The sequence below is a fragment of the Paenarthrobacter sp. NPDC090517 genome (genome assembly GCF_044769165.1).
Taxonomy (GTDB): Bacteria; Actinomycetota; Actinomycetes; order Actinomycetales; family Micrococcaceae; genus Arthrobacter.
Genome location: NZ_JBIVXN010000001.1, coordinates 1,297,836 through 1,324,585, shown reverse-complemented (window position 1 = coordinate 1,324,585; position 26,750 = coordinate 1,297,836). Strand labels below are relative to the sequence as shown.

Sequence of the window (26,750 nt, the reverse complement as noted above, 5' to 3'; positions counted from 1 at the left end):
CTCCATCAAGCAAGGAATCGAATGAAGCCAGGAGCCCGCAGGATCGGAGTCATCGGACATGGAGCCATTGGGGCTCGTGTTGCTGCTGACATTGCCGCTGGAAAGGTCAAGGGGGCCACCCTTGAAGGAATCATCTGCCGCAGCGCCCTAGACAACGCGCCGGCACCGCAGCTTGAGATGGAACAAGCGCTGGAGCGCTGTGACCTCCTGGTTGAATGTGCTGGGCAGGAGGTCTTGGTTGAACATGGTGAGGCTGTGCTTTCTGCTGGCGTAGACCTGCTAGCGACATCACTTGGGGCGCTTGCAGACCCACAGCTCTCAGGGCGATTGTCAGCCGCGGGTCCTGGCAGGCTTTTCCTGACCCCGGGCTCCATCGGTGGCCTGGACCTGTTGGCTTCGGGCGCCCGCGCAACGGGTTATGACGCCGTAAGGATAACCACAACCAAGCTGCCGGGTTCCCTGATTCAGCCGTGGATGGACGACGTTGAGGCTGATCGCATTCGGAATACGGCCGGCCCCATCGAGATCTTCTCCGGGTCCGCCGCCCGAGCCACGCAATTGTTCCCCAAGTCGCTCAACGTGGCAGCCGCCGTCGCCCTGGCGGTAGACGACTGGGACGCTGTGGCTGTGTCTGTAAGAGCTGACCCGGCGGCCGAGCTTACGACGCACTTGATCGAGGCTTCCGGAAACAGCGGGAATTACCGCTTTGAAATCTGCAATAAAGTATCGCCACAAAACCCGCGCACCAGCGGTGTTGTGCCGTTCGCTGTGCTCCGGTCCTTGGAACTGATCATCGGCGCACGCGGCGGGATGATCTAAACACGACCCACGCCGATCACTTCTCCGAAGACTTCGTCGGGGTCGAGCCGTCGGAGTTCTTCTGCGAGGCAGTCTTTGAGGCTTCTGCGGGGGAGTGTGATGCGCTGCGTGGGCTGTCCCGGCTGGGTCAGAATCACCCCTGAGTGACCCGGCCGGGACAGCTGGACATCTCCGTCATCGTGGCGGAGCCTGATTCTCCGGATGCCCATCCCCGGCTCTCCTTCCACAATGGTGGTAGGAGCGTTCAGGGACTTCTTGAGCCACGCTGCCAAGAGGTGGGTGCTGCCTGAATCGGAGGCGCCTTGAACCTCGACGGCGGTCACGGACTGGACGTCGATGTGGTCGAAGACGGCGGCGAGTTGCATGCGCCAGTTGGTCAGGCGGGTCCAGGCGAGGTCGGTGTCGCCGGCTTTGTAGGTGGCGCGGATGTTCTCCAGGGCCAGGCGGGGGTCCGGTTCGTTGGCTGAGTCGGTGATGCGGCGGTGCGCGATCCGGCCGATGGAGGTCTCGCACGCGCTTTCCGGGGCGCCGTGCGGCCACCAGGCCACGATCGGTGCGTCCGGGAGCAGCAGGGCAGCGACGAGGGATTCGCTTTCGTGGGCCATGTGCCCGTGCCCGCGCAGGACGATGACTTCCGAGGCGCCGGCGTCGCCGCCGACACGGATTTGCGCGTCGAGCCGGTCGGGGCCTTCCGCGCCGGCGTCGGCCAGGACGATGATCCGGCAGGGGTGTTCCCGGCTGGCTTCGTTGGCGGCCTCGATGGCGTCTTCTTCCTGCCCGGACTTCGTCACCACCACCAACGTCAGCACCCGACCCAACGCGATCACGCCGCCTTGTTCGCGCAGCGACATGATCTTCTTGGAGATCTTGGAGGTGGTGGTATCGGGAAGATCTACGATCATGGCCTTCTCCAGGTTCGTCCGTCACGGGCCAGCAGGGCATCGGCCGAGGCCGGCCCCCAACTGCCCGGTGCGTAGGGTTGGGGTTGTTCGTCCAGACCGGCCCAGTATTCCTCGAACGGGTCAAGGATCTTCCAGGACAGTTCCACTTCCTGGTGCCGCGGGAACAAAGGGGGCTCGCCCAGGAGCACGTCCAGGATCAGCCGCTCATACGCTTCGGGACTGGACTCGGTAAAGGAGTGCCCGTAGCCGAAGTCCATGGTCACATCACGGACTTCCATCTGCGTGCCCGGGACCTTGGAGCCGAAGCGGATCGTGGCGCCTTCATCGGGCTGGACCCGGATCACCACCGCGTTCTGACCAAAGTCATCATCGTTGTGGTCACGGAACAGCAGGTTGGGTGCGCGTTTGAAGACCACGGCGATCTCCGTCACGCGCCGGCCGAGGCGCTTCCCGGCCCGCAGGTAGAACGGCACACCATTCCAGCGGCGGGTATTGATATCCACCCGGATCGCAGCATACGTTTCGGTCTTCGAATCAGCCGGGATGCCGTCCTCGTCCAAATACCCCAGGACTTCCTCCCCGCCCTGCCACCCACCGGTGAACTGACCCCGCGCCGAATGGGTCGACAGGTCCTCGGGCAGTTTGGCCGCGGCGAGGACCTTTTCCTTCTCCGCCCGCAAATCATCGGCATTAAAGGAGATGGGCTCTTCCATGGCTGTCAAAGCGAGCAACTGCAGCAGGTGGTTCTGGATCACATCCCGGGCCGCGCCCACACCGTCGTAATAGCCTGCACGCCCACCGGTGCCGATGTCCTCGGCCATGGTGATCTGGACATGATCCACATAATTGGCGTTCCAGAGCGGCTCGAACAACTGGTTCGCGAAACGCAACGCCAGGATGTTCTGCACCGTCTCCTTCCCCAAATAATGGTCAATCCGGAACACCGCATCAGCCGGGAACACCGACTCGACAATGTCGTTCAACTGCCGCGCCGACTCCAAGTCATGACCGAACGGCTTCTCGATCACCACACGACGCCACTGACCCGGCCGCGCCTGCGCCAGACCATGCTTGGACAACTGCCGGCAGACCTGCTCAAACGCCTTGGGCGGGATCGACAAATAGAACCCATGATTACCCCGGGTACCCCGGGTCTCATCCAACTCATCAAGCACATCACCCAAACGCTCGAAAGCGTCGTCGTCGTCGAACTCACCCCGAACAAAACGGATCCCCGAAGCGAGCTGTTCCCACACCGCTTCATCGAACTTCGTCCGCGCATGGGCCTTGACGTTCTCCTTGACCTCAGCCGCGAAATCCGCGTTGTCCCACTCACGCCGGCCAAAACCCACCAACGCGAAACTCGGCGGCAACAACCCCCGATTAGCCAAGTCATAAACCGCGGGCATCAGCTTCTTACGGGCAAGATCACCAGTGACTCCGAAGAACACCAACGACGACGGACCGGCAATACGATTCAGGCGCCGATCCCGCGGATCCCGCAAAGGATTCCGCCGGTCTGATCCAAGCTCAAGAGGGGGCATTCATCCAGCATGCCCCCTTCAAAGGACCGCTGGAACGCTATCAATGGATGGTAAACACTGCCCGTTTGTGTAGTGGTGCGCTTGACGCGGCGAAAAGGTTGCGCGCAATCAGCCCAACCTGTGGGTGCGTCCGTCAGACTGATGATCGGCACATGGATGTGGCACCTGCCGCAGCCGCAGTACGGGGGCCCATCCACCGCTTCTACCTGGGCTACACCACTATTGGAAACCCCAGCCGGATGAACGGGGTGGGGCTTCTTTGTGGATGAGTCGTTTGAGGTCGACGATCTCATTTCACCGTTGCTACAGACGGAAACGGTTGAAGACGGAAACGCCGAGTGGCACAGTGAGCGGCATGACCCGAATCCTGATGATAGGTATCCGCGCCAACGCCCTCGACTACAGCAAGCTGCCTCCCGGTCTCGATGAACCCACCATGACCGAGCGGATCGAGGCTGGCTTCGGAGCGACCATCGCCGCGGGTTTTGATGCTGTGTCCTGCTTGATTGGAACCTCACCGGACGAGGCCGAAGCGGAGATCCGGGAAGCTTTTGACCGTGACGCTTTCGGGCTGGTGATGGTCGGCGGTGGCATCAGGATGGTCCCGGATTACACGGAACTCTTCGAACGGGTGATTAACACCTGTAGCGCAGAGTCGCCCGGCATCCAGTTCTGCTTTAACACCTCGCCGGAAACCACCTTGGATGCCCTAAGGCGCCACGTCCAGCCCTAAGTCGCCGTGGTGTGATTTGTAGCGTGTGCGCGCTATATACGCGGCAGTGTGGAGTAGGGGCGACTCGGAAGGTTGCCAGCAACCCATGGTCGGACGGACGGTTCCAAGGGAATCTCACCGCGGCCATCACGGATCACCAGGACCACTGCGCCTATCGCAGCTGCCAGGGAAATCAAGCCCATCACGACCAGGGCAACAACCAAAGCCAAGGACATCGCCATACCCTCTGACGTCAATTTTAGTGCTGTTCTTTCGTGAGGGCACAGCCATTTTCCGCTTATGGGCGCGCGTCCGTTGACGAAGCGAATCCTGCTATGCCTATTCTGAGAATGAACCAGGTCCAGCAAGCGGCCTGAAGTTATCGGCGGGATCCATATCCCGCGGAAGGCCGTTGTTTTCATCATGTCCCAGCAACTTCCCCTCGATGAACTCACTCTTACTCTGGCCCGGATCAAGGGCTTACTCCTGACAGAGGAAAAGGTAGACCGGGCAGTCCAGCTTCTTGCGGAAGGGATCCGGGATGCCTTTCCAGGCAGCGCCGGAGCCGGAGTCTCCCTCATTGATGAGCAGGGCAACCGAACCAGTGCGGGGGCAACGGATCCCCTGGTTATCCAGGGTGACCAGTCGCAGTACCGGCTAGGGGAGGGCCCGTGCCTGACCGCGTGGGCAACCGAGCGCACCGTCATCGTCCGCAACGCCCAAACTGATGATCGTTGGCCGCTGTGGACCGAGTCCGCGCGGGAACTCCAGATTGCCTCAGTCATCAGCGTCCCCTTGATACGCGGAACCAAATGTCTTGGAGCCATGAAGCTCTACGCGGGCGCCCCTGACGCCTACGACCAGACGACGGCGCGTCCTTTGGAGAAGCTTGCGGCCTCTGCCGCCATCCTCTTGGACAACATTCAGAGCTCTGAGACACCGAAGCGCTTCAGTGAAGGTCTGGTCGAGGCTTTGACCAGCCGGGACGCCATCAGCCGTGCGCAGGGTTACCTCATGGGCCAACAGGGAATGACCGAGGAGGATGCGGTCCGGGAACTGCTGAATATGTCCCAAGCGTCCAAGCAGTCCCTGGCCTCCGTCAGCGCCGAGATCCTCAGCGGCGGGAGGAAGGGGGAATCTTATGGCGGAACCTGAGCGGAAACGTTGCGAGGGATTACCTCTTCAAGAACAACTCCAGCTCAAGGGTCTACGCAAAGCCCTGGCGAGCGCCGGTATTCCCGAGGAGGATCTGTGGTTGCGCTACTTTTCCATTGGCGGGATGGTTGGCGAATATGAGGTGGATGCCTACCTTCAGTCACTCCACTCCCTGCCTGCACTGCAGAGGGATCTGCTGGCGCACGCGGCAAATGAACTTATCGATGAACTACCTGCCCCACCCCGCGCACCGTACAACGAACAAGTGCCTCTGAGCGGGCCAGTGCAACCGCGCGAAGGGCGGCAACAGGGGCTGTAGAGATGCGCCTGAACGTAAGCGCCCGTAAGTGAGTGCGGCCCCTCAGCGCGGTTGACGCTAGGGTCGAGTCCATGGCGGTTTCCTTTAGCGATGTCAATGAACCAACGATTCGCCATGCTATGGCTGGGCACCATCCAGTCCCGATGCGCTGGTACCACCCGGCAGCCGCTTGTTCGGAGACAACAGAAGTTCCGACGTTAGTCTGGGCGCATGGCGGCGGCTTCTTTTCCGGTGGTCTTGATCAGCCTGAAGCAAACGACGTGGCCTGGGCGCTTGCTCAACGAGGTCTGCCGGTGGTCACGGTTGATTATCGCCTTGCTCCGGTTCCTGGACTCTCGTGGATCCGCAGAGGAGACGTGCGGCCCCGGGGACGGTTTCCACTCCCGGTGGAAGACCTGCTGACAGCTTTTCAGAGTGTCAGCAGCCAGTCTGCAGGAGGGGTAATTCTCGGTGGTGCAAGCGCCGGGGCGTGCCTTGCGGCCGCAGCAGCACTCCAAGCGCTCGACACGGGCTCACCGCCTAAGGGTGTAATCCTTGCCTACGGCTTTTTTCACTCCTCGCACATTGCGTCCCTCGAGATCCGGCGACGGGTTCGCGATCACCGCCGGCTGACGCACTCCCGATTGGTCCTGAACGCTGTGAACCGCAACTACGTTGGCTCACGAGCCGCGCTGAATGACCCCTATGCGTTCCCGGGAGGCCACGAACTGGACGGCTTCCCTCCGACGCTGATGATCAATGCAGATCGCGACGTAATGCGTACATCGGGTGACCGATTCGCTGCCGAACTACTAGGCGCGGGAGTCGACGTCGAGCAGCACACCATACAAGAAACCCGACACGCCTTCCTGAACCGACCACGCTTGGACTCCTTCACCCCAGCCATTGACCTTATGGCCAAGTGGTCTCTGACTGGTTAGCGGAGGCGACGCCGGAACCCGGCGCCGCCTCCTTCCCGGCTCACGGGATAGGAAGGCCCCATCCCGTGAGGTCTAGTACGTCAAGCGCAAGGGTTTCCTTGGCTGACGATTCCGTCTTTCACTTGCTGGTAACCGGGACCAGCGGTGTAGTTGTTTGTTCCGTTGTTGTCCCATGTTCCGGCCGCATTATTGAAGGCTGCGGTGATGCCGGAAGCTCCGTTGAGGGGGATGGAGGTAGTTACCCAACCAGGGCATGAGGCGGCCATGGCCACGCCCGGGGCAGCGGTCCATGCACCGGCGCCCACACGATAGTGGGCGTTATAGCCGGACCAATTCTTGTTGGTTGAGTAGAACAGCACTGTGGTGTCTGTTGGCCCATTGGTAGATGCACTGCTGCAAGGATCGGCATGACTAACCACATTGCCGTTCACCGTCGCGATCCCACCGTCCAAGGCGTAGTTGCTGGTGTTGTTGTTGTCCCATACGCCGCTTCCATTGTTGAACGCAGCCGTTGCACCGGCTGAGCCGGCGGGGATGGTGTACGAGACCCACCCAGGGCAGGCGGCGGTCATGGTGACGCCGGGTGCAGTTGTCCAGGCGCCGGTGCCCACGCGGTAATGCATTTTGTAGTAGTTCCAGCCCTTGGTAGTGGAGTAGTACACCTTGAGGTTGGTTGCTCCCGGCTCTGTTTGCCCGCCTGCTTTTGCGTTGATGTGCAAAGCGAGGGCTGCGTTTTGGCCGACGGTGGCCTGGAAAGTCCCGGATGCGTCCACGGTTACCGCGTCACCTGCCGAGCAGCCTGTAGCTGTTGGCAGTCCCAGAATCACGTTGCAGTAGCGGCCAGCGGGAAGGGAGCTCTGGAAAGTCCTGGTGATGGCATTGCCGCGGTTGATGGCCACATAGCTTTTGTCACCACGACCAAAAGCGATGGCATTAGAGCCGTTGTCCCACTTATTGACGATCGGCGCACCATGGCTTGTATTGCGGAAGCCCACCATGTTTTCGATGTTGGTTTGCGCATGCTTGCAGGTCCAGCCATTCTGGCCGCACACGGGATCCATGACTTCTCCGTTCGAGGCAACCGCCGGTCCTGTCTCATTGTTCGAGAAGGAATAACCCGAATGGATCGAGGGGGATCCGTAGTTCCACGCCATGGTGAAGATCTGGGCAAGATCGTAGTTTGCCCCGTCCTTGTAGGTGAGTGTCTCACCATTGCGCTCAGTGTCATGGTTGTCGACGAAGACTGCGGCGTTCTGTTGAGGAAGGAATCCTGCCCAGCTGGAGCCGATGCCATTACCCGTGATCAGCCAGTTGATATTCCCGCCGTTGAAGGCCTCTTTGAGTTTGCGGGCGAAGGCAAACTCGTGGATATCACCGTTGCTGGTGTATTCCTCCGGCTGGATCGGTTCGTTGGCTCGGATAACTTCCTGAACCACGTAGAGCCTTGCGCGGTCGTTGACCTTGGCAAGAATTCCTTGCATGTCGCTGGCCGCAATATGCTTGACTGCGTCAATCCGGAACCCGTCAACTCCCAGGCTCACAAGGTCATTGAGGTATCCGGCAATTCGTCCCTGAACGTAAGGGGAGGACGTGTTGAGGTCCGAGAGGTTGACCAAATTGCACTCCTGAACTTCCCAGCGGTTCTGGTAGTTCGCGATGTCCCTGCGGCACGAGTGAAAGTCCTGCCCTTGGTAGTTTCCTGGGTAGTCATAGTGCTGGAATATGGTTCCTGCCCAACCTGTTCCGCCCGCGCTCTTCCCGGACATGTGGTTGATCACGGCATCCGCAATCACTTTCACACCCGCGGTGTGGCAGGTGTCCACCATCTGCTTGAACTCGGCCCGCGTGCCGAGCCGTGACTCAACCTTGTAGCTGACGGGCTGGTAGTGGGTCCACCATTCCGGTCCTTGTACGTGTTCTTGCGGGGGAGATGTCTGCACGTATCCGTATCCGGCCGGGCCCAGGTTCTCCTTACATTCGCGGGCGATTGCGTTCCATGTCCAGGAGAACATCACCGCAGTTGCGTCTTTGGGCCCGGGAGCTGCGGCGAGGGCCGGTGGAGCAGAAGCTGTGGAGGAAAAGAGGGTGCCGAAGAAGGCCATGAGAACCAACGTGGCCAATAACTGAAAGCGTTTCCCATTGCTGGAAAAGCGGACTGTGACGTCCTCGTCGTGTGCTGGCATAGAGGTGAGTCTCCTCAATGAGAGGCCGCAACAGGCCGGGAGTCCTGGCAGCGGCTGACGCCGCCCGTGCGGAACGGGCGGCCGCGTCACGATGACGGCTACCCATCAAGGTAGGCGGAGTTCGACGGATAAACAAGCGAAATTCAGTAAAAACTGGAAGCGCTTACAGATTGGAGAAAGCACGCCTTTGGCACGAAAAAGCTCGCCCGCGGAAGGACTGGGTTTTGGCAGGACAAAGCGTAGAAGGACGAGGATGAGGGGCCTGGCTAGAGCTGTACTGTCGGCTCTGATGATGATGAGGGGGCTGCGGAAGGTGCGGGAGGCGTCGGATGGTCGACGACGGGCTGGTACCGGCGGGCGGCAGGCTCCCATAGGGCGTTCCAGCGGTCCACGGTTGATTCGCTTGCGGCAGGGGTTCCTGAATGGTCCGGGGCTGCATTCATTGTGTCTCCGAAGTTAATTTGGACTCAAAATTTAGTGCCTGAAGTATTATGTGACCTGAGCTACAGAGAGGTCAAGACCCAATGAGCGTCCCTTCCTCCTCGCCCACGCCGCAGATGCTTAGGCGGGCAAGCCTCAGATCGGTCCTGGACTTCATGAGGGCCTCCACCATCGTCACGATCTCGGACGTCATGGAGGGCACCGGGCTCGCCCGGGCTACTGCGATATCTGTTTGTGAAGAGATTATGGACCGGGGTTGGATCACGGAGCTTGAAAACCAGCGCGAGTTTGGTGAGTACCTCAAAGGGCGGCCGGCCCGACGATTCGTTCTGAACCAGGAAGCGGGATACGTCGTTGGCCTGGATGTGGGTGTCTCCAAGGTGACGGCCGTCGTGTCCAACCTTCGTGGTGAAATCGTGGGCAGGGTGAGCCAGCAGTTCCGTGGAGTTCAGATCACGGCCGACGACAGCATTCCGGGCTCTGATATCAGTCCCCGCGAGCGTGTATCGGCCATTGACAGTACGGCGTGTGAAGCCCTTCGCAAGGCCGGCGTCACCCCCGATGCGGTTCTCGCAGTCAGTGCCGGAATCGCGGCACCGGTGGGCCGTAACGGCGATGTGTTGGTGACTCAACCCTTCTGGGATCTTCTGGACGTTGGCTTGAAATCGGCACTGAAGGAGCTTCACGGGTGGACGGTGTTGCTCGCCAATGACGGAAACCTGGCGGCCCTTGGCGAGCGTTGGCGCGGTTCAGCAGTGGGGGTGGACGACGTCGTGGTTATCCTCGCCAGTGAGCGCTTTGGTTCCGGAGTGATCGACGACGGCCGGCTTCTGCATGGTTGTGGTGGAGGCGCCGGCGAGCTGGCATTCCTCAAACAAGTTGAGGGTGTGGGGGATACTTTTGGGATTGCCTTGATGGCACGCACTTGGGCTGCGGAGGCCCTCGCGGGAAGTGATGACACGCTGCTCCGCGAATATCCTGCTGAAGCAATTGAAGCTGAACACGTCTTCGCTGCCGCTCGCCAAGGTGACGCTGTGGCACGGCGGATTCTGGATCGGCTTGCCGATCGTATGGCACGGGTCATCGGGGCCGTCGCTACCATCCACAACCCGGAGCTTGTGGTGATAGGTGGTGCAGTTGCCAAGTCTGCAGGCGCACTGCTGGACCCAATTGCTGAGCAACTGCCCCAATTCACCGCTACACCTCCGCGGCTGGCTGTTTCACCCCTGGGTGATGCGGTGGTGACCATGGGTGCAGTTAGAAGCGCGCTGGACTTCGTCGAGAAGGAAACCCTGGACATCGAGCTACACCACAGTTAGGTCAGCAGCTCCGAAAGTTTCGGGTGCAGATGCTCACTTTCAACCGCGGTGCGGGCCTGTGCCGCGGCTGCCGCCAGGGCATCGTCAATAGTGGCACCGCGGAGTGTCGCGGCGAGGAAACCGGTCATGAAGGCATCACCGGCACCATTGGTATCAACAACATCGGCGGGAAGAGCGCTGACCTCGTGGCGTGCCCCGGAAGCCTCCAGTGCAATTGCACCCTCTGCTCCGCGGGTGCAAACGGCCAAGCGGGGGCCGCGCTCCAGGCTTGAGCGCATAAGGTCCCACGGGTCTTCTGCACTGTCGTCACTCATGAACACCGTTGTGGCAGCGCGAAGGAACGGTTCATGGAACTCTGACGATCCGTCGTAGTCGTGAAGGTCCGCCCAAATGGGCGTCTCCTGAGCGTCCAAGCGCTGCAACAGGAGCGCACCAAGTTCGCTGAGGTCAACGACGGCGACGTCGGCGCCAGCCACCGCCTCAGCCGCGATGCTGAGTTCGTGCTCGGTGGGCGTGGACGGAACCGCAAGGTACAGCGACACCCGCTTCCCGTCGTCGGACATCAAATTGACGTGGCGTTCGGTCTGCTCGGACGCCAAGGGCTCGACGTCGACCCCGGCTGCCGTGAGGGCGCTGCGGATCCGCTGGCCCTCGGCATCAGTTCCAAGAGGCGAACACAACCGCACATTAGTACCCAACCCGGCCAGATGCAGGGCCTTGCCAGCGGAGGTCCCTCCGATGGTGTGCCACGAGCGGCGGGCAAACTGCATGTGGGGGACAGGTTCCGGAAGGTGGTCGAGAAGGATGAGCTGATTCCACGATGCGGGGCCGCAGACAGCTACAGAGGGAGGAGCAGACATGGCCATATCCAATCACTCATTTGGCGCACTGGTACAGAGCCGCCGTAGCAATGGCCGTCTGCGAAAGCCCCAAAGAGGGCTGTGCAACATGCATGATCCAGAGCCTCCAAGGCTGCACATTGTCCAATGACCCTCGAGTGCTCCACGGATACTGTGAAGTGAATCACTCGAAAGGAATGCATGTCATGTCCACCTCCGACACAGGGCACGATGACTACTCCATCACCAGGGTCCCCGCAACGAAGCGGAAGCACTGGTTCGGCATCGCGGTCCAACGCTTTGGTCAGACTTCTGACCTGAGCCAGTTTCTTCTTGGGGCAACTTTTGGCTTCGGAATGACCTTCTGGGACGCCTTCTGGGCCTTCACAGTTGGCGCTCTGATTGTGGAAGCACTCATGATTTTCGTCGGCATCGCCGGCATGCGCCAAGGCCTCACAACTTCCATGCTTGCCCGCTGGACCGGCTTCGGCCGCGGCGGCGCGTCAGTTCTTGGTTTGGCAATCTGCATCAGCCTCATCGGCTGGTTCGGTATCCAATCCGCCATCTCCGGCGCTGGCTTGAACCAAATTGTCCCTGAAGTTCCCGCATGGGCCTGGTCGCTGGGCTTTGGCCTGGTGGTCACGCTGATCGTCGTCCGGGGCTTCGAATCAATGCAGTGGTTGGCCAACATCACCGTACCTTTGTTTATGATCCTGATCGGCTGGGCGGCGTGGGCAGAACTGAACAACCATTCCATCAGCCAGCTCATCAACGATGCCCCTCCGGGCCCGCCCCTGGATTTCGTCACCGCTACCACCATCGTTGCCGGAAGCGCAGTACTTGGGGCAGTCATTACACCCGACATGACCCGCTACAACCGGACAGCTGGCGACGTAGTCAAGCAGACCGTCGTCGGCACGACGCTCGGCAATTACACCATCGGCATGATCGGAGTCCTGCTGGCCCACGCCGTGAAGACGGCGGATGTCACGCAGATCATCTTCTCCTCGGTGGGCTGGGTGGGCATCCTGATCATCGTGCTTGGCACGTCCAAGATCAACGACTGGAACCTCTACAGTGCCGGGCTCGGTGTCGTGTCGTTCTTCAACAGCGCCATGAACAAACGCTTGAACCGGGGACACGTCACCCTGCTGCTGGGTGTGGTGGGAAGCGTCCTGGCGGCAATCGGCATCCTGGACAAGTTCATAGACATCCTCATGGTGCTGGGCGTCGTCTTTCCACCGGTCGCCGGGATCATCATGGCGGAGTACTTCGTCGTCAAGAAATGGCGGCCCCTCCTGGAAGCAAACCGAGACGCAGGACTTCCGCCAGCCAAATCGCCCAACTGGATCCCTGCCACTTTCGTCATCTGGACGGTCTCGGCGGCTCTGGGCTACTTCGTCACCTTCGGGCTCCCGGCCCTGAACTCCCTGGCCGCAGCGTTCGTCCTTTACATCATCGCCGGGAAACTGAACCTCCTACGGTCCTACGGCGACGCCCAACCAACCAATGAATCCACTACGAAGGAAGAATCGGTAACTGCACCATGAGTAGCCTGAGAATCGGCATTGACGTCGGCGGCACCAATACGGACGCCGTGCTGCTGGACGGCGGGCAGGTGCTCGCCACCACCAAAGTACCCACCACCAAAGATGTCACCAGCGGCATCACACAGGTGCTCACTGCACTCAAGGAACTGAACGGTTTCAGCCCGGCCCACATCCGTGGTGTGATGATCGGAACCACGCATTTCATCAACGCGCTCATTGAGGCCCGGGACCTTAGCCCAACCGCTGCAATCCGTCTGGGTCTGCCCGCCACCGCTTCGCTGCCGCCGTTCACGGATTGGCCCGAAACCCTCACCAAAGCCGTCAAGGGCCGGGCCTACATGGCGCACGGCGGTCACGAGTTCGACGGCCGCGCCATCAGCCCCTTCGACCCCGACGAAATTAGGCGGCACGCTGCGGACATGGCGACACACGGCATCCGTTCCGTGGCGGTTTCCAGCGTCTTCTCACCGGTCAACGACGAATTCGAGCAGCGCACCCTGGCCATCCTCCGCGAAGAACTTGGCCCGGAATTCCCGGTCTCCCTCTCGCACGAAATCGGCAGGGTAGGGCTCCTGGAGCGCGAGAACGCGACCGTCGTCAACGCCTCCCTCGCCGAGATGGCAAACAGGATTGTTGATGGCCTCGCCAAAGCCGTCCTGGAGCAGGGCATCACGGCACCGCTGTACGTCAGCCAGAATGACGGCACACTCATGGACATCGAATACACGCGCCGCTACCCGGTGGCCACGTTCGCCTCAGGGCCCACCAACTCAATGCGCGGAGCGGCGGCACTCTCCGGCTTCACCGATTGCCTGATCGTGGACATCGGTGGCACCACTACCGACGTCGGCGTTTTGGTGAACGGTTTCCCCCGCGAATCAAGCACCCATGTCCGGCTTGCGGGTCTGCGCACCAACTTCCGGATGCCGGACGTCCTTTCCGCAGGCCTCGGCGGCGGGTCCCGAGTGCGGATCGATCGGGAAACCGTGGGACCTGATTCGGTGGGGTACCGTCTCACCGAGGAGTCGCTCGTCTTTGGCGGGTCTGTCCTGACGGCAACGGACATCGCCGTCAGGAGCGGAAGGGCCGACGTCGGTGACGCGTCTTTGGTGAGCCACATCAGCGACGCCGTGGTCCGGTCAGCCCTGGCACAGATCGACAGAACCATCGCTGACATTGCGGACCGGATCCGGACCTCGTCCGCACCCTTGCCAGTTGTGGCCGTCGGCGGTGGATCCATCTTGTTGGCAGACAGACTGGAAGGCCTTGGAACAATCCATCGACCCGCCAACTTCGATGTGGCCAACGCCTATGGTGCCGCTATCGCGCAGATCAGCGGCGAGGTGGACCGTGTGTCCTCCATCGCCGACGGAGACCAAAAGCGGGCTATGGAAGCGGCACGGCAGGAAGCCGTGGACCGGGCTGTTGCCGCAGGAGCCAACCCGGACACAGTGACGATTGTTGAGCAGGAAGCCATTCCCATCCCCTACCTGCCCGGGAACGCCATGCGGGTTCGGGTCAAGGCCGCCGGCAACCTCACGTTAGGAAAGTGAAATGACTCTGGAAGTGACACACCGCCGCAAGCTGAAGAGGATCACGGTAGAGGATATTGACTCGCTAGCTCGCGGGGCGGCCATCCTGGGAACCGGGGGAGGTGGCGATCCTTACATCGGCGCCCTTCTGGCAAAGCAAGCCATCGAAGAGTTCGGTCCTGTGGAACTGGTGTCCCTCGAGGACTTGGCCGATGACGCCTTCATTGTTCCCGTGGCGGCGATCGGTGCCCCAACGGTTGCCGTTGAGAAGCTCGACACCGTGGAGAACCTCTACCTGACTATTCAGAAGCTCGCCGCATCCTTGAACCGGACCGCCACCCACACGGCATGTCTGGAGATCGGCGGATCGAACTCGATGCTGCCAATCGTTGCGGCGGCACAGCTGGGGATTCCTTTGATCGACGGCGATCTGATCGGCCGGGCATTCCCGGAAATACAAATGGGAATGGCACCCCTGTACGGAATTCACGCCACTCCCATGGCCCTTGCCGATGAGAAGGGAAACACGCTTGTCATCGAGGCCGTTGACTCTTTTTGGGCGGAGCGCTTTGCCCGGCAGGCTTCCATCGAAATGGGGTGCAACGCCTTCAACAGCACGTACGCAATGACCGGTGTCCAGGCCCGTGAGAGTTTCGTGGACGGATCAATGTCATTCGCCATCACCATTGGCGATGCCGTTGCAAACGCGCAACACAACAACCTCAACCCCTGTGATGTGTTGGCGGAAACGCTCAATGGTCGCATTGTTCATCTGGGAAAGGTGGCCGACTTGCAGCGCCAAACCACCGGGGGCTTCGCCAAAGGCCAAGCCATGATCGAAGGCATGGGTCCCGATGCCGGCTCCGTTCTTTCGCTCCACTTCCAAAACGAGCATCTGCTCGCCACTAAAGACGGCACGGTGGTCACTACGACGCCGGACCTCATCATTGTGGTGGACGCCGAATCCGCAGAACCGGTCACCACCGAGAACCTGCGCTATGGGCAACGGGTCTGCATCCTGACCGCGCCCAGTGATCCCCGCTGGCACACCACAGAGGGACTCCACCTGGCCGGGCCTGAGTACTTTGGCTACGGCGTCCCTTCGCACAGATGGGACGGGACACCGGAAGAGCGCACGGAGTCAATCGAGCGCTACCGGGCCTGACCGCCGTCGGACACCAGCCCTGCCGCCGCGCCTCCGACCAAAAGTTGGTGGCGCGGCGGTGGCATCATGGGAGGTAACCATCGAGGAGAACGGGAGCGGCAGAATGATTCCCCCGATCCCGCTTTGGTCTGTGATGAATCATCTCCCTGCGGGCGTGATGGAGAGCGTCGGGGAGCCGGGAGATAAAACAGTTTCGTCGCTGGTTGCCCTCACCGGTTCCCTCGCCGACGTCAACCGGCAGGTCCGCGAACGTCGCAACCTCGACGGCGATCCGCTGGGTCTGAAGGGCAGCATTTTGCTGCCTCTGGAACCACTGCCGTCCGGCGTGTCCTGGGACGTTGAAGCGCTGTTGGCACTTGCGGCCGCGGCCGGCGTCGTAGCCCTTGCGGTAAAAATGCCAGCCGACGACGGCGCGTTGCCGCCTAATGTGAAAAGGCTCGCCGAGCGTTTGGGCATGGTGGTGATGACAGTCCGCAACACCTGGCAATTCGGCATGGCGGCTCAGGAGCTGCTCTCAGGGGCTGCCCACCTTCAAGGCATGTTGATTTCACGTGTGGCATCCGAATGCCGAACACCCTACGGCTCGCTCAGTCATCTGCTGCAGCGGATTGGGGTGGCGATCGGACATGAGGTGACGCTGGTGGATCCTTCGGGAAAACTGATTTCCGCTGACTCCCTGGGCCGCGAGATCGATCCGGAGACGACAGGTTCACCGGCTGCGTCGGCGGAAATCCTGACGCCGGTCCACAGGGAGCAAGAGAACAGTCCGCGGCTCAGGGTGGTTACCGGCCCCTCGTTGGATCAAGAGTGGTCCGCCATTCGCGCAGCCTTGGAAGTAGCGGCGATCGCGGTTTCGGAGCTGCTCTCCCGGCAACGGCTGGAGAGGGAACGCGATGCGCGACACCGCATCGCTTTGCTGGGTCAGCTGATCGACGATGTTGGCGACGTTACCCCGTCCTTCCGGGCGAGAGCACTCGAATTGGGCTGGACTTTGGACGGCTATCACATCGCCTTCCGCGTGATCACGCGCGAGTCCGTGGATCTTGTGGCACGAAAGCAAGACCTGGACCGTGTGTTGATGCGTGAAAAGATCCAGGCTACAACCGTTGAGCAGTCTGACGGTTGGTCCGGATGGATCAGCTTCCCGTCCAAGCCGGGGCCGGCGGACGTCAGCCGTGTCAGCAGTGCGCTGCGCCGTGCGCAGCGGGATCTCGCGGCTAGCATTGCAACCCAGTTCGGAGTGGGGCGCCTACAAGCGCAGCCTGAAGGGATCGTGAGTTCGCTCGAGGAAGCAAACGATGCCGCACGGATCGCTGGCGCCAGGGAAAACTCGGGATACTTTGTTCACGTGGACAGGCTGGATATGGCCCAGCTACTGCTGATCTGGACCCGCACGGATACGTTCAGGCCTGCTGCACGCGAGCTCCTTGCTCCGCTGCTCAAGTCCGGCCCGGAACTCTTGAAGACTCTCACCACCTTCTTGGACTGCGAATCCTCATTGACGGAAACAGCAGCCATCCTCAACGTTCACCGCAACACAGTCAGCGACCGCATCAGGCGAATCCAGTCGCTCATTGCCATTAACCTGGAGGACCCCGAAGCGCGGCTTGCACTTCAGTTGGCTTGCCGGAGTGTGCTGACGGATATGCCGGAGTAAGGCCGCCCCTCTTTTCGCGTCGGGAACAGCATCTATATCCTTAAGTGATGAGTGACGTAGCGCGTTCCACCATCGCCTTCGAAGGGCGCTTCGCCCGGGAGCTCCCGGAGCTGGCTATCGCCTGGCGTGCGGAGGAGGCTCCTGATCCGCAGCTTTTGGTGCTCAACCAGCCACTCGCCGTCGAGCTTGGTTTTGATCCCGACTTTCTCCGGAGCGCGGAGGGCGTACGGCTGTTGATCGGCAATGCCATGCCGGAAGAAGCCACTCCGGTGGCTCAGGGCTACGCCGGTCACCAGTTCGGCTGGTACTCGCCGCGTTTGGGGGATGGACGGGCCCTCTTGCTGGGCGAGATTGCCGGTGCTGACGGGAAGCTTCGCGACATCCACCTCAAGGGTTCGGGACGCACGCCCTTTGCCAGGAATGGTGATGGTCAGGCGGCGATTGGTCCCATGATGCGCGAGTACATCGTGAGCGAGTCGATGCATGCCCTGAACATTCCCACCACCCGGTCCCTCGCGGTTGTGGCCACAGGGCGTCAGGTTCAGCGGGAGAGTCTGCTGCCGGGGGCCGTTCTTACCCGTGTGGCCAGCAGTCACCTACGGGTGGGTAGTTTTCAGTACGCCAGAGCCTCCGACGACATGGATCTGCTGCGCCGGCTTGCTGATCATGCGATCGAACGGCACCACCCGTCGGCGGGCGATGAAGCAAACCGCTACCTGGCACTCCTCAAGCGCGTCATTTCAGTACAGGCGAAACTTGTGGCGCAGTGGATGCTGGTCGGATTCGTGCATGGTGTCATGAACACGGACAACATGACGGTGTCCGGGGAAACAATCGACTACGGGCCGTGCGCCTTCATGGAGGGTTTCGATCCCGGCGCGGTGTACAGCTCGATTGATGAGATGGGACGCTACGCCTACCGCAGCCAGCCGGTGGTGGCGGAGTGGAACCTTGCACGTTTCGCCGAATCGATTGCGGCCCTGATCCACGAGGATGAGGAGCAGGCGGTGCACCTTGCTGTTGAGGCGCTCAATGGATTCCGCAAGGAGTACAGCGCCACGTGGTTTAGCGGTATGAAGGCCAAGCTTGGGATGCCTGAGGAGATTGACGACGACGTGGCCTCACCTTTGGTGGATGACCTCCTTCAGCTGGTCCAGGAGACTCGCGCGGACTACACGTTGTTTTTCCGTAGCCTCGGAAAGGCAGCCCGCGGGGAGCCCGAGCCCGCGCGCCGACAGATCCTGGACCTGGCCGCCTTCGATGCATGGTTGGAACGCTGGCGGGCGCTCAGCCCGGACGCCGAAGCCATGGACAGGATCAACCCGATTTACATTCCGCGGAACCACTTGGTGGAAGAAGCTCTCGCTGCCGCAACTGAGGGAGACACAGGCCCCACAAAGCGGTTGCTTGCGGCCGTGTGCGACCCGTTCAGGGAACGCCCGGGCTTGGAAACGTACGCCGAGCCTGCCCCGGAAAGCTTCGGCTCCTACCGGACGTTCTGCGGAACCTAGGGAGGAAAGCAAAGGGCAAGCGAGCCGAACGGCGTCGCTTGCCCTTAACTTGTTGTTCTCGTGGCCTAGCTCCAGACGGCCCGAACCACCATGTCTGCACCTGCAGCCAGATGATTGCCTGTGTGGCCTGCATCCAGAACGCACACGTCCTCGGATTCAGGTGCGCCTGTGGATACGAGGCACTCTGCTGCCCTGAAACTCAGAAGGTCTACGGGGAGGCTGTCGCCTATTTGAAGTTCACTCATGATGCCCTTTTTGCTCGTCCGGGCGTCACTCTACGTGTCTATAGCCCGGTGTTGTCGTTGGAGCGATTTTCTCCTTGGGACGCCGGACTTCATCAGCGGATAACTCCATACTGCTAGATAGACGAGCTTTCGTCTACGCGGGATTACCTAACACTTAGTTGAAGTTTGCATGGCGGACGATTGCGAGGAGCTCCTCGCGGAGGTCCTCGGAGTCCAAGTTGATGGCTGCGAGCACATTGTTCTCTTGGCGGTGGGACTGCTCCAGCAACGTCAAGCCCAGGTCGGTAATCGATATCAGCTGGCTGCGTCGGTCAAATCTGTTGGGTTCACGACGGATGAATCCCCGCGATTCAAGCCTGGTAAGCAGCGGGCCCATGGTTTGGGCTTGCACCCGGACGCTTTTTGCCAGGTCTGCTGGCGTGATAGGCCCTGCCGAGGCAACGGCGTCAAGGGTAAGTACCGCAGGATAGGTCAGACCCAGCGGGCGTAGTTTGTCGTTCCATGCAAGCTCCACGAGCCGCGCTGCCGTGGACAGCAGCCGGCTGGTTGGCCATAGTTCCATATCAGGCATTCAGGCACCCCCACGCTTTCCAAATTAGTCAGCTTACTTACTAGGCTACATGAGGCCTGCAGCGTTCAAAGCTGACTGCCGGTAAGAGACCCGGCTCACGATAGGGGCACGACGGCGGAACACGCCTTAGGGGGCAAAGGTTCCGCTCTACCTATCCTTCACATTCGGTGCAGTACTTCTGCCCGTTGGCCTCCCGCGCGAGTTGGCTACGGTGGTGGACCAGGAAGCAGGACATGCACGTGAACTCGTCGTTCTGGATAGGGACGATCTCAACCTGGAGTTCTTCGCTGGAAAGGTCAGCGCCCGGAAGTTCGAAGGCGTCGGCCAGCTCGCCTTCGTCCAAGTCGATCGTGTCCGTGCGTGCAGCACCCTTAGCCGGTGCCAGCTCGGCCAGAGGCAAAGCCTGTTCCTCTTCGGGCAGGGCCCGCGGTGCGTCGTAATCGGTGGCCATAGTGGTGAACCCCCTCGTAAAAGTGCCTGTTTGGTTCTGTGCGCACTTTGTAACTCCGGAGGTTTGTGCTGTATTCCCACTCAGTGGAAGGGGCTGCGAAAACGACGGTGGACACCAGCCAAGCTGGTGTCCACCGCTCCCTGTTCAGGAAAGGTCGAACGCCGAACGTCCTGCGCCTCGCTCCGCGCCGTGCACCTGCAGGGCGTGGCGCATGGCTTGGCGGTTGTCTTCTGCGAGTTCAGGTTGCTCGGCGACTCGGTAGAGGTCCGCTGCCCACTGAAATTCATCGGCAGCGGCACGGAAACGGGCTTCGTCGAAAAGCCTCCTGCCGATGTGGTAACGAACGTAGGCTTCCTCTTCCGGCGACCGGACTGTCCGGAGCGCTTTTTCGTGGAGCACGGCGGCCTCGTGCCAGCGGTACTGACGCTGATTAATCTGGGCGAGAATCAGTAACAGCTCCCGGCGGTCAGGTGTATGGGGAAGTAGCTTGAACCCTTGGTCCAGGGCTTCAGTGTCCCGGCCAAGTAGTGCAAGGTACCTAATGCGTTCCACAGGAGGACACTCGCCTGCTAACGCAGCTTCCAGGGCTTGGCGGTCGATCACCACGTCACGAAACGTGGCAGGATCAGTACGCCAAAGACTTGCAGTATCTTCCACCGTGATGTGCCCCCCATAGGCTTGTTACGGAGCCAACTGAGTCGCAGCACTGTCAATGCCAGGCTGCCGGAACCTCCATGATCTCATGAACGGTTGGGCCCGCAAGTTCGCCTCAGCATCGTTGGCATCAGTGGAGTTGGCTGTCCGGAGGAGTAGCCCGCCAGGAGTGAAAAGGGACAGTCAGCCCTGCGCGTGTTGGTGCGCAGGTGAACGGTCCGGCAAGCGCGACCAGGTCAGGCGCCAACGGCACAACACGTACCAATTGGAGGTCGTTGCTGCCCGAACCAGCCCGGATGGTGAGGGCGTCGCCCGAGCGGCTGACCCGAATGCGGACCTGCCCTCCGTTCCATTCCGGCACCGGCGCCAACGACCAGTCCGAGAAGCGGTCCGTCACCACCGCGCCCACTTGAGCGGCGCCGTCGGCGTATTCCACGCCGGCCTTGATCCAATGCTCGGCGCTGATGCGCACGAAGATGCCCGCTTGGTCGAACTGTTGGGAGAACGCGGCGGTGAATTCGACCTCCATGGCACTGTCCTGCGGAAAGGGCGCGAGCAGCGCGTGCTCGGTGTCGTGGATGAATCCGTAGGACGTGACGCGCCAGGCGTCGCTGCTTTCGGCTGCAGTCACCAGAAGGTCACCTGCCTGCTCGACGACGGCGATCGGCTGGTTGGTCCACTCGCCGCGGCTCCACGGGATGTCGGTTGGCATAGGGCTCCTCGATGTTAGTGAAGGGGTAGTTTTCCGCGGATTCTTACGTCCGATAGCTCGTCCGCCCAAATGCATGAGCGAAAACCATTCACCCCAAGAGGCCGATGATCGTTACCAGTTGCGACCAGTCATCAGCCCACGCTCGGGGCTTGGCTACCCAGAAGCACAACGGCCTCGGCTGGGACCAACATAGCTGACTCAGTCGGCTGGGGACCATTGTCGGCGGGGCGTGGTCAGGCCTTTGAGTCGATGGCCCATACATCCCCTGTGTTCAGACCTCACGGAATAAGGACTTCAGCGTAGGGCCGGGCTGGACGGTTTTGTAGAGCCTATGAGAGTCAGCGTCTCGCCGATTCGGCGAGCTTAGGATGTGGAGGAACCGTGGAGCCCGAGGCGGCATGTCTCAGAAAGACTAGACGATGAAAAAGTCCCTGTTTGTATCCCTGTTTGTAGCTGCAATTATCTTTGTTGCTGTTCCCGTGACTTGGATAGCGTTCTTGGCTCTTGGTATGGGAAGTCCGAGCCCTGTGGTGTTGGCGGTAATCGCCCTTATTGGAGTCGGGGGAGGCGCTCTTATGGGCGCTCGGATCTGGGAGGATCGGCGGGTATTGCGACAACGTGCGGCCCAAGAAATCCAAGAGAGGGACTAGGAAGGCACTAACGAGTCGCGGGTGATCCTTCGGTCCAGTGGGCGCTCACGGCCGAGGAGAGCCCCCCGTAATCCCTTGGCTCGAAAAGAAAGCCTTCAGTAGTGCCCGGTGAAGGATCTCTAACCGGACATCTGGAATGCCTTACGGGTCCACATGACCGTCACCTTTTGGCCTGCCATGGGGGCGGTTCTTCACGTGCGAAGAGTGCGTCACGGTCCTTCCCGCGCCCTGGGGTGAATGCCAGCTCTACGGCAGTGAACGAAATGTCGAATTCTCCATGTGGCCAAGTGATGACACTGTGAACGAAGGAGCCGTCTTGGAGCGCCAGTTCGTCTCGGAGCATTTCGAAGGCAATGCCGGCCTGGCCGAAGCCCGGTTCGAGAACGTTCAGCGTGGCACCTTGGTAGCGGGCGTGAAGCCATTCATAGCCCACCTGCAGATCACCAATCAGTGCCCGCAGTTCAACCAAGTCCGGTTCAACCTGACGCAGCGAGTCGATGATGCCATCGTGCACGTTAACATCGATTAGGCGCTCAGCGCCAGAGTGAAGCAACGGCCGGACCCACTGGCGGGATTCCCACCACTGCCTCCCCCTCTCATCATTGTCTTCTTCTGAGAGGTCTCCTGTGAACGTCTCCCGGGTTAACCATCGCATCGGCATTCCACAAGCCTATTGCCCCTACTGCCGTCCGCCACGTGGGTAGGAGCGCAAGCAAACCGATCTGGGCCCCTGGCGGGATTGCGCTCGTTTCAGGCTCTCCTATTGGCTGATCGGTCATCGGACGTGAGGCGTCCGTTCTTGGATCCCCTATCGGGCGCAAATCGCAGTGCAGACGACCTCTGGCATTCAGTGCGATCAGCTTCTGAAAATGACATTTCCGCAGCAGTCCCCCTCACGAGGCCATCCCCGAATGTAGTCCCAAGAGTCCTCCAACAACGCCCTGTGGCGAGGGCAACTTTCAGGACGGTTCACACACGGATTTTTGGTAAGGCAGCGCTTGGGTATCACCGACTAAACCGTGAATGGTCCGGGTTGACAGGACAGTCCGATGGCTTCCTGTGTAGGGTACGCCTTGTCTGAAACCAGACATTTACATAGGGGGAATAATTGAAACGAACTCCAAGGGTAAGACGGTCGCTGGTCGCCGGAGCAGTTGCGCTCGGGTTGTGTTTAGCACAGCCGGCCGGAGCCAACGCTTCTACTCCTTCATTGGATGACGCCCACAAAATCCTTGCGCAAACGTCTACTAGCATCCAAGTGAGCTCGAAATTAGTAGACCCAACAGGGGAAAACGTACTGGAGTCGAAGGCGCTTCAGTCTACGGGTCCAGAAGGGTTGACCCACTCTCCGAGCCGCGTGGAACTCTCAACGACGGGCCAAACCGAACTGCTGGTTTCATCAGGGAATGAGCAGAAGCGGCCAGACCGAAAGATCACTGCTTCATTTGCCCATGGAAAACCAACGATCTCCAGGGAAACGGCCGTGTATCAGACGAATGAGAAAGACAAGAAACTATACGTTCGTTCGACTCCAAGTGGTGCCGACGTTTTCGTTGCTTTGGGAAGTACCAAAGCTGACCGGACCGTCTCATTCGAATACGACCTTCCACCAGGAACAACAGTGGCGGACGGGCTTCCAGGTTTCAAGAACTTCTACACAGCCCAAGGAGATTACTTAGGATCTATAAAGCAGGGATCCGCCAATGACTCTGCCGGGAACGAATTTCCTACAACTTTGGAGATCAAGGGCGGCAAGGTGGCCCAAAAGGTGACCCCAACTGACGCAACTATATATCCACTAGTGATGGCGGCACCCTCGTGGGTGTATAACTTCGAGTTCCCGCTAGGCACGGGCAGTACTGTTGCACCGTTTAACCTGCTGCGGACGTGTTTCAACTGCTACTTCCCGATCAATGGCGCAACCAAGACGTACCCCTACGTTGGTCAAGTACTGAACCTGAAAATCCTCATCGCCGGTGGCATAGCGGTACCCGCTCCCGTCAAGATCGGCTTCTCAGGAAGCACTTACTTCCAGTTCACCGCCCTTGCAGGTCACTTCGACGGAGAAGGATCTATCATCAACTTTGGTTCAATACCTACCCCAGGCAATGGCAGGGCGTTGAATGTTAACGCAGCCATCGTCATAGACCGAGGGGCCCTCAACGCAGGAAACCAGCTGGCCGCTCATGGACAGTGGTCCACGTTCGCCAGCAACATGTGTCTCGGCCTCTGGAAGCAGAGTGCAGCATCCTGTAACTGGCCAGCACTTTACCCGCCTGTCTAATTAGTACGGTGGCTGGGAAAGCTCCTGTTGGGACTTCCCGGCCACCGTTTTCGTTGGGTGCCAAACCAACCCTGCCACTACCGCAGCCACACCAGCGGCGAGCAGATGCGTCGACCATTGCCACGTTGACATCGAGATAGAACTCAAGGCAACCAAAAGCATCAAAGTGGCAGCGCCGGCGACGCATGCGGCCAACATTCTCTCCCAACGATCCCGGATCCTCGCCAAGCGAGCCACGCAAAAGGTAACAACAGCGATGAGGTATCCAGCCACGGCCCCAACCACCGCCCCACCAAGGCCACCAAGAACAGCCAGGCCTAAGCTTCCGGAATCACTAAAAACAAGAACCACGACCGCGTAGAGACACCCGAATGCGGATCCGAAGAGCAATCCCCGTGTGGCTGATTTGTTCAACGCGAACCCCATAACTTGGTAAGACGACAATGCAATCATTTAATGCTCCACGTCTTACACGCACACAACCTGTCAAGAGCAAAGGTCACCAGTGACAGATCGGTACGGCTGACGCCGCAAGTGCCAGTCTATGATCTTGGTAGCGATATGCCCGGCATATTCGCCTTCTAGTATGGCGATATCGCTGCACCACGGCAGCGTTGGTCGTGCTTGCAATAATTCTCGTCTGCAACGTGGCAGGTGTACCGCAGTCTTGGTTTACGACATCTCTGATGGTGGTCGCAATCGGTACAACACTGCTTCCGGTAATCGTTCTCGTCTGTAGGCTGGAAAGGCGGGAGAGAGCTGAACGCCAGGCTGGTTGCTCAGCCTGCGCCGGCGCCCCGCAGCTAGGCAGGCGTCCGGTGAGGGATCAGCGGATTCCAGGGGTCATTGCAACAGGACCCCGTCTAATCCTGGCACCAGCCCTCCGTAGGAAGAGCACCGTGGAACCTCACAACCCGTACTCCCCGAATTATTTCCCGAGTCACCCCGGACAGGTCCAACCTCCGCCGTTGCCCGCGTGGGCCAGGACATTTCGGACGATCCTGCTGATCCTGGCAGGTCTTCTGGTGCTCCTGCTGCTGCTTCTTGTCGGCGCAGGTACAACCGGATCGGCCGATATGTACAGCGAAGACGGGCTGGGCGTTTTACAGGCCACCATTTGGCTGGGTTTGGGGACAGTCTTGCTGACGATCCCGTACGTGACTGCCAGCATCATTTACGCTGCTCTATGGGCCGGCACGCTGCGGGGTAGGGGATACCGTCGGTACCCGGGGACCACCTGGATCCTGATTGTCGGCCCAATTGTTGCTGCGTTACCTGTGTTGGCCCTGATCGGCGTGATCACGGCCAACTCCAGTACGTTATGAACCTCTGACCAGCAGACCGTAAAAGAAAGAACGGACCATGATTTCCGACCGCCATCGGCGCAATGATGCCGTATACGCAGAGCACAAGGCTGCAGTGGCCGCAGGGGAAAAGCGCATACTCCGCAACACCAGTACAGGCGAACTGCACAGCTACCCGGCAGACGAAATTGGTTTTACGCCGGGAAGTGGGCAGGCTCAGGTCAGCACATGGTGGGGGATGGGGATCCTCGCGGTCGTTGCCGCGGTACTCACGGTCTTTTCGGTGGTGCTGTTGCTGGCTCCGCTGGGACAGGGGCAAAGTCCTATGTGGGGCGCGCTGTTTCTAACCGCCGGGGGCGGTGCCTTCACCTTCTACGCAGTCACGCTGTCCCGCCAGGAATACCGGGCGATGCAGCTCCGTAAGTTGCGGGGTTCACCGAAACCAAACTCGACGGGCAGGGCAGACTACTGGGAGCCAGCTCAGCAGCCGCCTAAGCCGCCAACTGTTGCCAAGAGCAATGTGAAATCACCGGACTACTACCTCTACGACATTAACAACCGACCCTCTAACGGAGCACTTCGCTTTCGGGCTGGCCTAAAAGTCGTCATCCTGGGCGCACTTGGCTATGTGATTCCGCTATTTAGCCTGCGCTGGCTTGGCCTTCGGCAATGGGCCTTGGTCTTCATTCCACTGCTATGCGCGGCGGCGTTGGTTTGGTGGTTCCTGCGATTCATGAGGCGGCGGGGTGTGCAGACCAAAGCCAAGTACCGGGCTCATGGCGGCAACCCTGCCGGCACCAGCGACCTCCTGTTTGGCCAAGTGACATACAAGATCACGCCGGATGGCCGTTGGAAGTGGCCAACGCCAAGCTCGGGGGACTAGCGTTGGAGGGCCCCGGAAAGTACTTGTAATACGATCGCCTTGCGGCGAACAGGGGAGTCCACATGGCAGCGGAATCGATTAGCGAGTACATAGAACAGTACGACGGCGATGTGCGGCATCGGCTGCTGGCGGTGTACCAACTGATCCGGTCAGCCGTGCCCGAGGAAGCTGAAGAGTCCATTAGTTGGCGCATGCCCACCTTTAAACTCGGTACCGAGCCGTTGTTCTTCTTCACCGCAACAAAGCAGCACATCGGGTTCTATCCGACTCCGGACGCAATCGCGCATTTCTCGGCGCAGCTGAGCGAATACGGAACCACCGATCACCTTGTCCAGCTGCGCCACAACGCCCCGCTGCCCACCGAGCTCATACGCGAGATCATTGCGTGGCGGCTGCAGCAGCTCCCTTCAGACACGGCCTAAGCCGCG

Annotated in this window: 26 protein-coding genes; 15 read left to right on the top strand and 11 right to left on the bottom strand. The window is 60.3% G+C overall.

The features are described 5' to 3' along the window. Positions 1 to 21 precede the first annotated feature (21 nt). A complete protein-coding gene (locus ACIQTW_RS06140; protein ID WP_402934845.1) occupies positions 22 to 819 on the top strand; it encodes an aspartate dehydrogenase domain-containing protein in 798 nt (265 codons plus the stop codon). On the opposite strand, the gene ACIQTW_RS06135 is transcribed toward ACIQTW_RS06140, so the two are convergent. Continuing rightward, complete coding sequence (locus ACIQTW_RS06135; protein WP_402934842.1) at positions 816 to 1,721, bottom strand: glucose-6-phosphate dehydrogenase assembly protein OpcA; 906 nt, start codon at positions 1,719 to 1,721, stop codon at positions 816 to 818. The two genes, ACIQTW_RS06140 and ACIQTW_RS06135, sit on opposite strands and share 4 nt — an antisense overlap. Further along, complete coding sequence (gene zwf / locus ACIQTW_RS06130) at positions 1,718 to 3,265, bottom strand: glucose-6-phosphate dehydrogenase (protein ID WP_402934839.1); 1,548 nt, start codon at positions 3,263 to 3,265, stop codon at positions 1,718 to 1,720. Before zwf ends, ACIQTW_RS06135 begins: the two co-directional genes overlap by 4 nt. Before the next feature lie 355 nt (positions 3,266 to 3,620). Here zwf and ACIQTW_RS06125 point away from each other — a divergent pair, with 355 nt between their 5' ends. Beyond that, complete coding sequence (locus ACIQTW_RS06125) at positions 3,621 to 3,998, top strand: hypothetical protein (protein WP_402934836.1); 378 nt, start codon at positions 3,621 to 3,623, stop codon at positions 3,996 to 3,998. A gap of 32 nt (positions 3,999 to 4,030) precedes the next feature. On the opposite strand, the gene ACIQTW_RS06120 is transcribed toward ACIQTW_RS06125, so the two are convergent. Next, complete coding sequence (locus tag ACIQTW_RS06120; RefSeq protein ID WP_402934833.1) at positions 4,031 to 4,213, bottom strand: hypothetical protein; 183 nt, start codon at positions 4,211 to 4,213, stop codon at positions 4,031 to 4,033. Between the two features lie 187 nt (positions 4,214 to 4,400). On the opposite strand from ACIQTW_RS06120, the gene ACIQTW_RS06115 reads away from it, so the two are divergent. The 3 genes from ACIQTW_RS06115 to ACIQTW_RS06105 all read left to right on the top strand — a co-directional run bounded on the left by ACIQTW_RS06115 (position 4,401) and on the right by ACIQTW_RS06105 (position 6,371). Further along, positions 4,401 to 5,132: a GAF and ANTAR domain-containing protein gene (locus ACIQTW_RS06115; protein ID WP_402934831.1), complete on the top strand. Its 732-nt coding sequence runs from the start codon at positions 4,401 to 4,403 to the stop codon at positions 5,130 to 5,132. Next, complete coding sequence (locus ACIQTW_RS06110) at positions 5,119 to 5,451, top strand: hypothetical protein (protein WP_402934826.1); 333 nt, start codon at positions 5,119 to 5,121, stop codon at positions 5,449 to 5,451. Before ACIQTW_RS06115 ends, ACIQTW_RS06110 begins: the two co-directional genes overlap by 14 nt. Positions 5,452 to 5,522: 71 nt before the next feature. Continuing rightward, positions 5,523 to 6,371, top strand: coding sequence for an alpha/beta hydrolase (locus tag ACIQTW_RS06105; protein WP_402934823.1), 849 nt, complete (start codon positions 5,523 to 5,525; stop codon positions 6,369 to 6,371). Between the two features lie 80 nt (positions 6,372 to 6,451). Here the strand turns inward: ACIQTW_RS06105 and ACIQTW_RS06100 are convergent, their stop codons facing one another. Then, on the bottom strand, positions 6,452 to 8,554 hold the full coding sequence (locus ACIQTW_RS06100; RefSeq protein ID WP_402934820.1) for a carbohydrate binding domain-containing protein: 2,103 nt from the start codon (positions 8,552 to 8,554) through the stop codon (positions 6,452 to 6,454). Between the two features lie 524 nt (positions 8,555 to 9,078). Between ACIQTW_RS06100 and ACIQTW_RS06095 the strand changes: the two genes are divergently transcribed. After that, the gene (locus tag ACIQTW_RS06095; RefSeq protein WP_402934817.1) at positions 9,079 to 10,314 is read left to right on the top strand and encodes an ROK family protein; all 1,236 of its coding nucleotides are present in this window, start codon (positions 9,079 to 9,081) and stop codon (positions 10,312 to 10,314) included. Here ACIQTW_RS06095 and ACIQTW_RS06090 read toward each other — a convergent pair. After that, on the bottom strand, positions 10,311 to 11,174 hold the full coding sequence (locus tag ACIQTW_RS06090) for a carbohydrate kinase family protein (protein WP_402934814.1): 864 nt from the start codon (positions 11,172 to 11,174) through the stop codon (positions 10,311 to 10,313). The two genes, ACIQTW_RS06095 and ACIQTW_RS06090, sit on opposite strands and share 4 nt — an antisense overlap. 185 nt (positions 11,175 to 11,359) lie before the next feature. Here ACIQTW_RS06090 and ACIQTW_RS06085 point away from each other — a divergent pair, with 185 nt between their 5' ends. The 5 genes from ACIQTW_RS06085 to ACIQTW_RS06065 all read left to right on the top strand — a co-directional run bounded on the left by ACIQTW_RS06085 (position 11,360) and on the right by ACIQTW_RS06065 (position 18,568). Next, on the top strand, positions 11,360 to 12,703 hold the full coding sequence (locus ACIQTW_RS06085) for a purine-cytosine permease family protein (protein WP_402934811.1): 1,344 nt from the start codon (positions 11,360 to 11,362) through the stop codon (positions 12,701 to 12,703). A 5-nt stretch (positions 12,704 to 12,708) separates the two neighbouring features. After that, on the top strand, positions 12,709 to 14,256 hold the full coding sequence (locus tag ACIQTW_RS06080) for a hydantoinase/oxoprolinase N-terminal domain-containing protein (protein ID WP_402936251.1): 1,548 nt from the start codon (positions 12,709 to 12,711) through the stop codon (positions 14,254 to 14,256). 1 nt (position 14,257) lies between these two features. Next, positions 14,258 to 15,400 carry a DUF917 domain-containing protein gene (locus ACIQTW_RS06075; protein WP_402934808.1) on the top strand — a complete coding sequence of 381 codons (1,143 nt, stop codon included), beginning with the start codon at positions 14,258 to 14,260 and terminating at the stop codon, positions 15,398 to 15,400. A 133-nt stretch (positions 15,401 to 15,533) separates the two neighbouring features. Next, positions 15,534 to 17,057, top strand: a complete 1,524-nt coding sequence (locus ACIQTW_RS06070; protein WP_402936249.1) for a PucR family transcriptional regulator — start codon at positions 15,534 to 15,536, stop codon at positions 17,055 to 17,057. A 47-nt stretch (positions 17,058 to 17,104) separates the two neighbouring features. Further along, positions 17,105 to 18,568 (top strand): YdiU family protein, encoded by a 1,464-nt coding sequence (locus ACIQTW_RS06065; RefSeq protein WP_402934805.1) that lies wholly within the window; start codon positions 17,105 to 17,107, stop codon positions 18,566 to 18,568. 65 nt (positions 18,569 to 18,633) lie between these two features. On the opposite strand, the gene ACIQTW_RS06060 is transcribed toward ACIQTW_RS06065, so the two are convergent. The 6 genes from ACIQTW_RS06060 to ACIQTW_RS06035 form a co-directional block, all read right to left on the bottom strand. Further along, on the bottom strand, positions 18,634 to 18,813 hold the full coding sequence (locus ACIQTW_RS06060) for a hypothetical protein (RefSeq protein ID WP_172325321.1): 180 nt from the start codon (positions 18,811 to 18,813) through the stop codon (positions 18,634 to 18,636). A gap of 154 nt (positions 18,814 to 18,967) precedes the next feature. After that, the gene (locus tag ACIQTW_RS06055) at positions 18,968 to 19,384 is read right to left on the bottom strand and encodes a MarR family winged helix-turn-helix transcriptional regulator (protein WP_402934801.1); all 417 of its coding nucleotides are present in this window, start codon (positions 19,382 to 19,384) and stop codon (positions 18,968 to 18,970) included. Positions 19,385 to 19,535: 151 nt separating this feature from the next. Beyond that, the gene (locus ACIQTW_RS06050) at positions 19,536 to 19,835 is read right to left on the bottom strand and encodes a DUF4193 domain-containing protein (protein ID WP_402934798.1); all 300 of its coding nucleotides are present in this window, start codon (positions 19,833 to 19,835) and stop codon (positions 19,536 to 19,538) included. Between the two features lie 144 nt (positions 19,836 to 19,979). Then, complete coding sequence (locus tag ACIQTW_RS06045; RefSeq protein WP_402934795.1) at positions 19,980 to 20,492, bottom strand: hypothetical protein; 513 nt, start codon at positions 20,490 to 20,492, stop codon at positions 19,980 to 19,982. 127 nt (positions 20,493 to 20,619) lie between these two features. After that, positions 20,620 to 21,201: a DUF1349 domain-containing protein gene (locus ACIQTW_RS06040; RefSeq protein ID WP_402934792.1), complete on the bottom strand. Its 582-nt coding sequence runs from the start codon at positions 21,199 to 21,201 to the stop codon at positions 20,620 to 20,622. A gap of 810 nt (positions 21,202 to 22,011) precedes the next feature. Further along, positions 22,012 to 22,512 (bottom strand): hypothetical protein, encoded by a 501-nt coding sequence (locus ACIQTW_RS06035; protein WP_402934789.1) that lies wholly within the window; start codon positions 22,510 to 22,512, stop codon positions 22,012 to 22,014. Positions 22,513 to 23,208: 696 nt separating this feature from the next. On the opposite strand from ACIQTW_RS06035, the gene ACIQTW_RS06030 reads away from it, so the two are divergent. The 4 genes from ACIQTW_RS06030 (at position 23,209) to ACIQTW_RS06015 (ending at position 26,744) form a co-directional block, all read left to right on the top strand. After that, positions 23,209 to 24,135, top strand: a complete 927-nt coding sequence (locus ACIQTW_RS06030; protein WP_402934787.1) for a hypothetical protein — start codon at positions 23,209 to 23,211, stop codon at positions 24,133 to 24,135. A gap of 899 nt (positions 24,136 to 25,034) precedes the next feature. Next, entirely contained in the window at positions 25,035 to 25,460 is a 426-nt protein-coding gene (locus tag ACIQTW_RS06025) for a hypothetical protein (RefSeq protein WP_402934785.1), read from the top strand. A gap of 37 nt (positions 25,461 to 25,497) precedes the next feature. Next, a complete protein-coding gene (locus ACIQTW_RS06020; protein ID WP_402934782.1) occupies positions 25,498 to 26,322 on the top strand; it encodes a hypothetical protein in 825 nt (274 codons plus the stop codon). A gap of 62 nt (positions 26,323 to 26,384) precedes the next feature. Then, positions 26,385 to 26,744 (top strand): iron chaperone, encoded by a 360-nt coding sequence (locus ACIQTW_RS06015; protein WP_402934779.1) that lies wholly within the window; start codon positions 26,385 to 26,387, stop codon positions 26,742 to 26,744. Positions 26,745 to 26,750: the final 6 nt, after the last annotated feature.

Excerpts from the sequence above, each read along its gene's own strand:
- ACIQTW_RS06125 (WP_402934836.1), top strand. The coding sequence starts at position 3,621 with ATGACCCGAATCCTGATGATAGGTATCCGCGCCAACGCCCTCGACTAC.
- ACIQTW_RS06060 (WP_172325321.1), bottom strand. The coding sequence starts at position 18,813 with ATGAGTGAACTTCAAATAGGCGACAGCCTCCCCGTAGACCTTCTGAGT.
- ACIQTW_RS06110 (WP_402934826.1), top strand. The coding sequence starts at position 5,119 with ATGGCGGAACCTGAGCGGAAACGTTGCGAGGGATTACCTCTTCAAGAA.
- ACIQTW_RS06085 (WP_402934811.1), top strand. The coding sequence starts at position 11,360 with ATGTCCACCTCCGACACAGGGCACGATGACTACTCCATCACCAGGGTC.
- ACIQTW_RS06105 (WP_402934823.1), top strand. The coding sequence starts at position 5,523 with ATGGCGGTTTCCTTTAGCGATGTCAATGAACCAACGATTCGCCATGCT.
- ACIQTW_RS06070 (WP_402936249.1), top strand. The coding sequence starts at position 15,534 with ATGAATCATCTCCCTGCGGGCGTGATGGAGAGCGTCGGGGAGCCGGGA.
- ACIQTW_RS06050 (WP_402934798.1), bottom strand. The coding sequence starts at position 19,835 with ATGGCCACCGATTACGACGCACCGCGGGCCCTGCCCGAAGAGGAACAG.
- ACIQTW_RS06035 (WP_402934789.1), bottom strand. The coding sequence starts at position 22,512 with ATGCCGATGCGATGGTTAACCCGGGAGACGTTCACAGGAGACCTCTCA.
- zwf (WP_402934839.1), bottom strand. The coding sequence starts at position 3,265 with ATGCCCCCTCTTGAGCTTGGATCAGACCGGCGGAATCCTTTGCGGGAT.
- ACIQTW_RS06120 (WP_402934833.1), bottom strand. The coding sequence starts at position 4,213 with ATGTCCTTGGCTTTGGTTGTTGCCCTGGTCGTGATGGGCTTGATTTCC.
- ACIQTW_RS06075 (WP_402934808.1), top strand. The coding sequence starts at position 14,258 with ATGACTCTGGAAGTGACACACCGCCGCAAGCTGAAGAGGATCACGGTA.
- ACIQTW_RS06055 (WP_402934801.1), bottom strand. The coding sequence starts at position 19,384 with ATGCCTGATATGGAACTATGGCCAACCAGCCGGCTGCTGTCCACGGCA.
- ACIQTW_RS06090 (WP_402934814.1), bottom strand. The coding sequence starts at position 11,174 with ATGTCTGCTCCTCCCTCTGTAGCTGTCTGCGGCCCCGCATCGTGGAAT.
- ACIQTW_RS06065 (WP_402934805.1), top strand. The coding sequence starts at position 17,105 with ATGAGTGACGTAGCGCGTTCCACCATCGCCTTCGAAGGGCGCTTCGCC.
- ACIQTW_RS06040 (WP_402934792.1), bottom strand. The coding sequence starts at position 21,201 with ATGCCAACCGACATCCCGTGGAGCCGCGGCGAGTGGACCAACCAGCCG.
- ACIQTW_RS06135 (WP_402934842.1), bottom strand. The coding sequence starts at position 1,721 with ATGATCGTAGATCTTCCCGATACCACCACCTCCAAGATCTCCAAGAAG.
- ACIQTW_RS06015 (WP_402934779.1), top strand. The coding sequence starts at position 26,385 with ATGGCAGCGGAATCGATTAGCGAGTACATAGAACAGTACGACGGCGAT.
- ACIQTW_RS06100 (WP_402934820.1), bottom strand. The coding sequence starts at position 8,554 with ATGCCAGCACACGACGAGGACGTCACAGTCCGCTTTTCCAGCAATGGG.
- ACIQTW_RS06115 (WP_402934831.1), top strand. The coding sequence starts at position 4,401 with ATGTCCCAGCAACTTCCCCTCGATGAACTCACTCTTACTCTGGCCCGG.
- ACIQTW_RS06140 (WP_402934845.1), top strand. The coding sequence starts at position 22 with ATGAAGCCAGGAGCCCGCAGGATCGGAGTCATCGGACATGGAGCCATT.
- ACIQTW_RS06095 (WP_402934817.1), top strand. The coding sequence starts at position 9,079 with ATGAGCGTCCCTTCCTCCTCGCCCACGCCGCAGATGCTTAGGCGGGCA.
- ACIQTW_RS06020 (WP_402934782.1), top strand. The coding sequence starts at position 25,498 with ATGATTTCCGACCGCCATCGGCGCAATGATGCCGTATACGCAGAGCAC.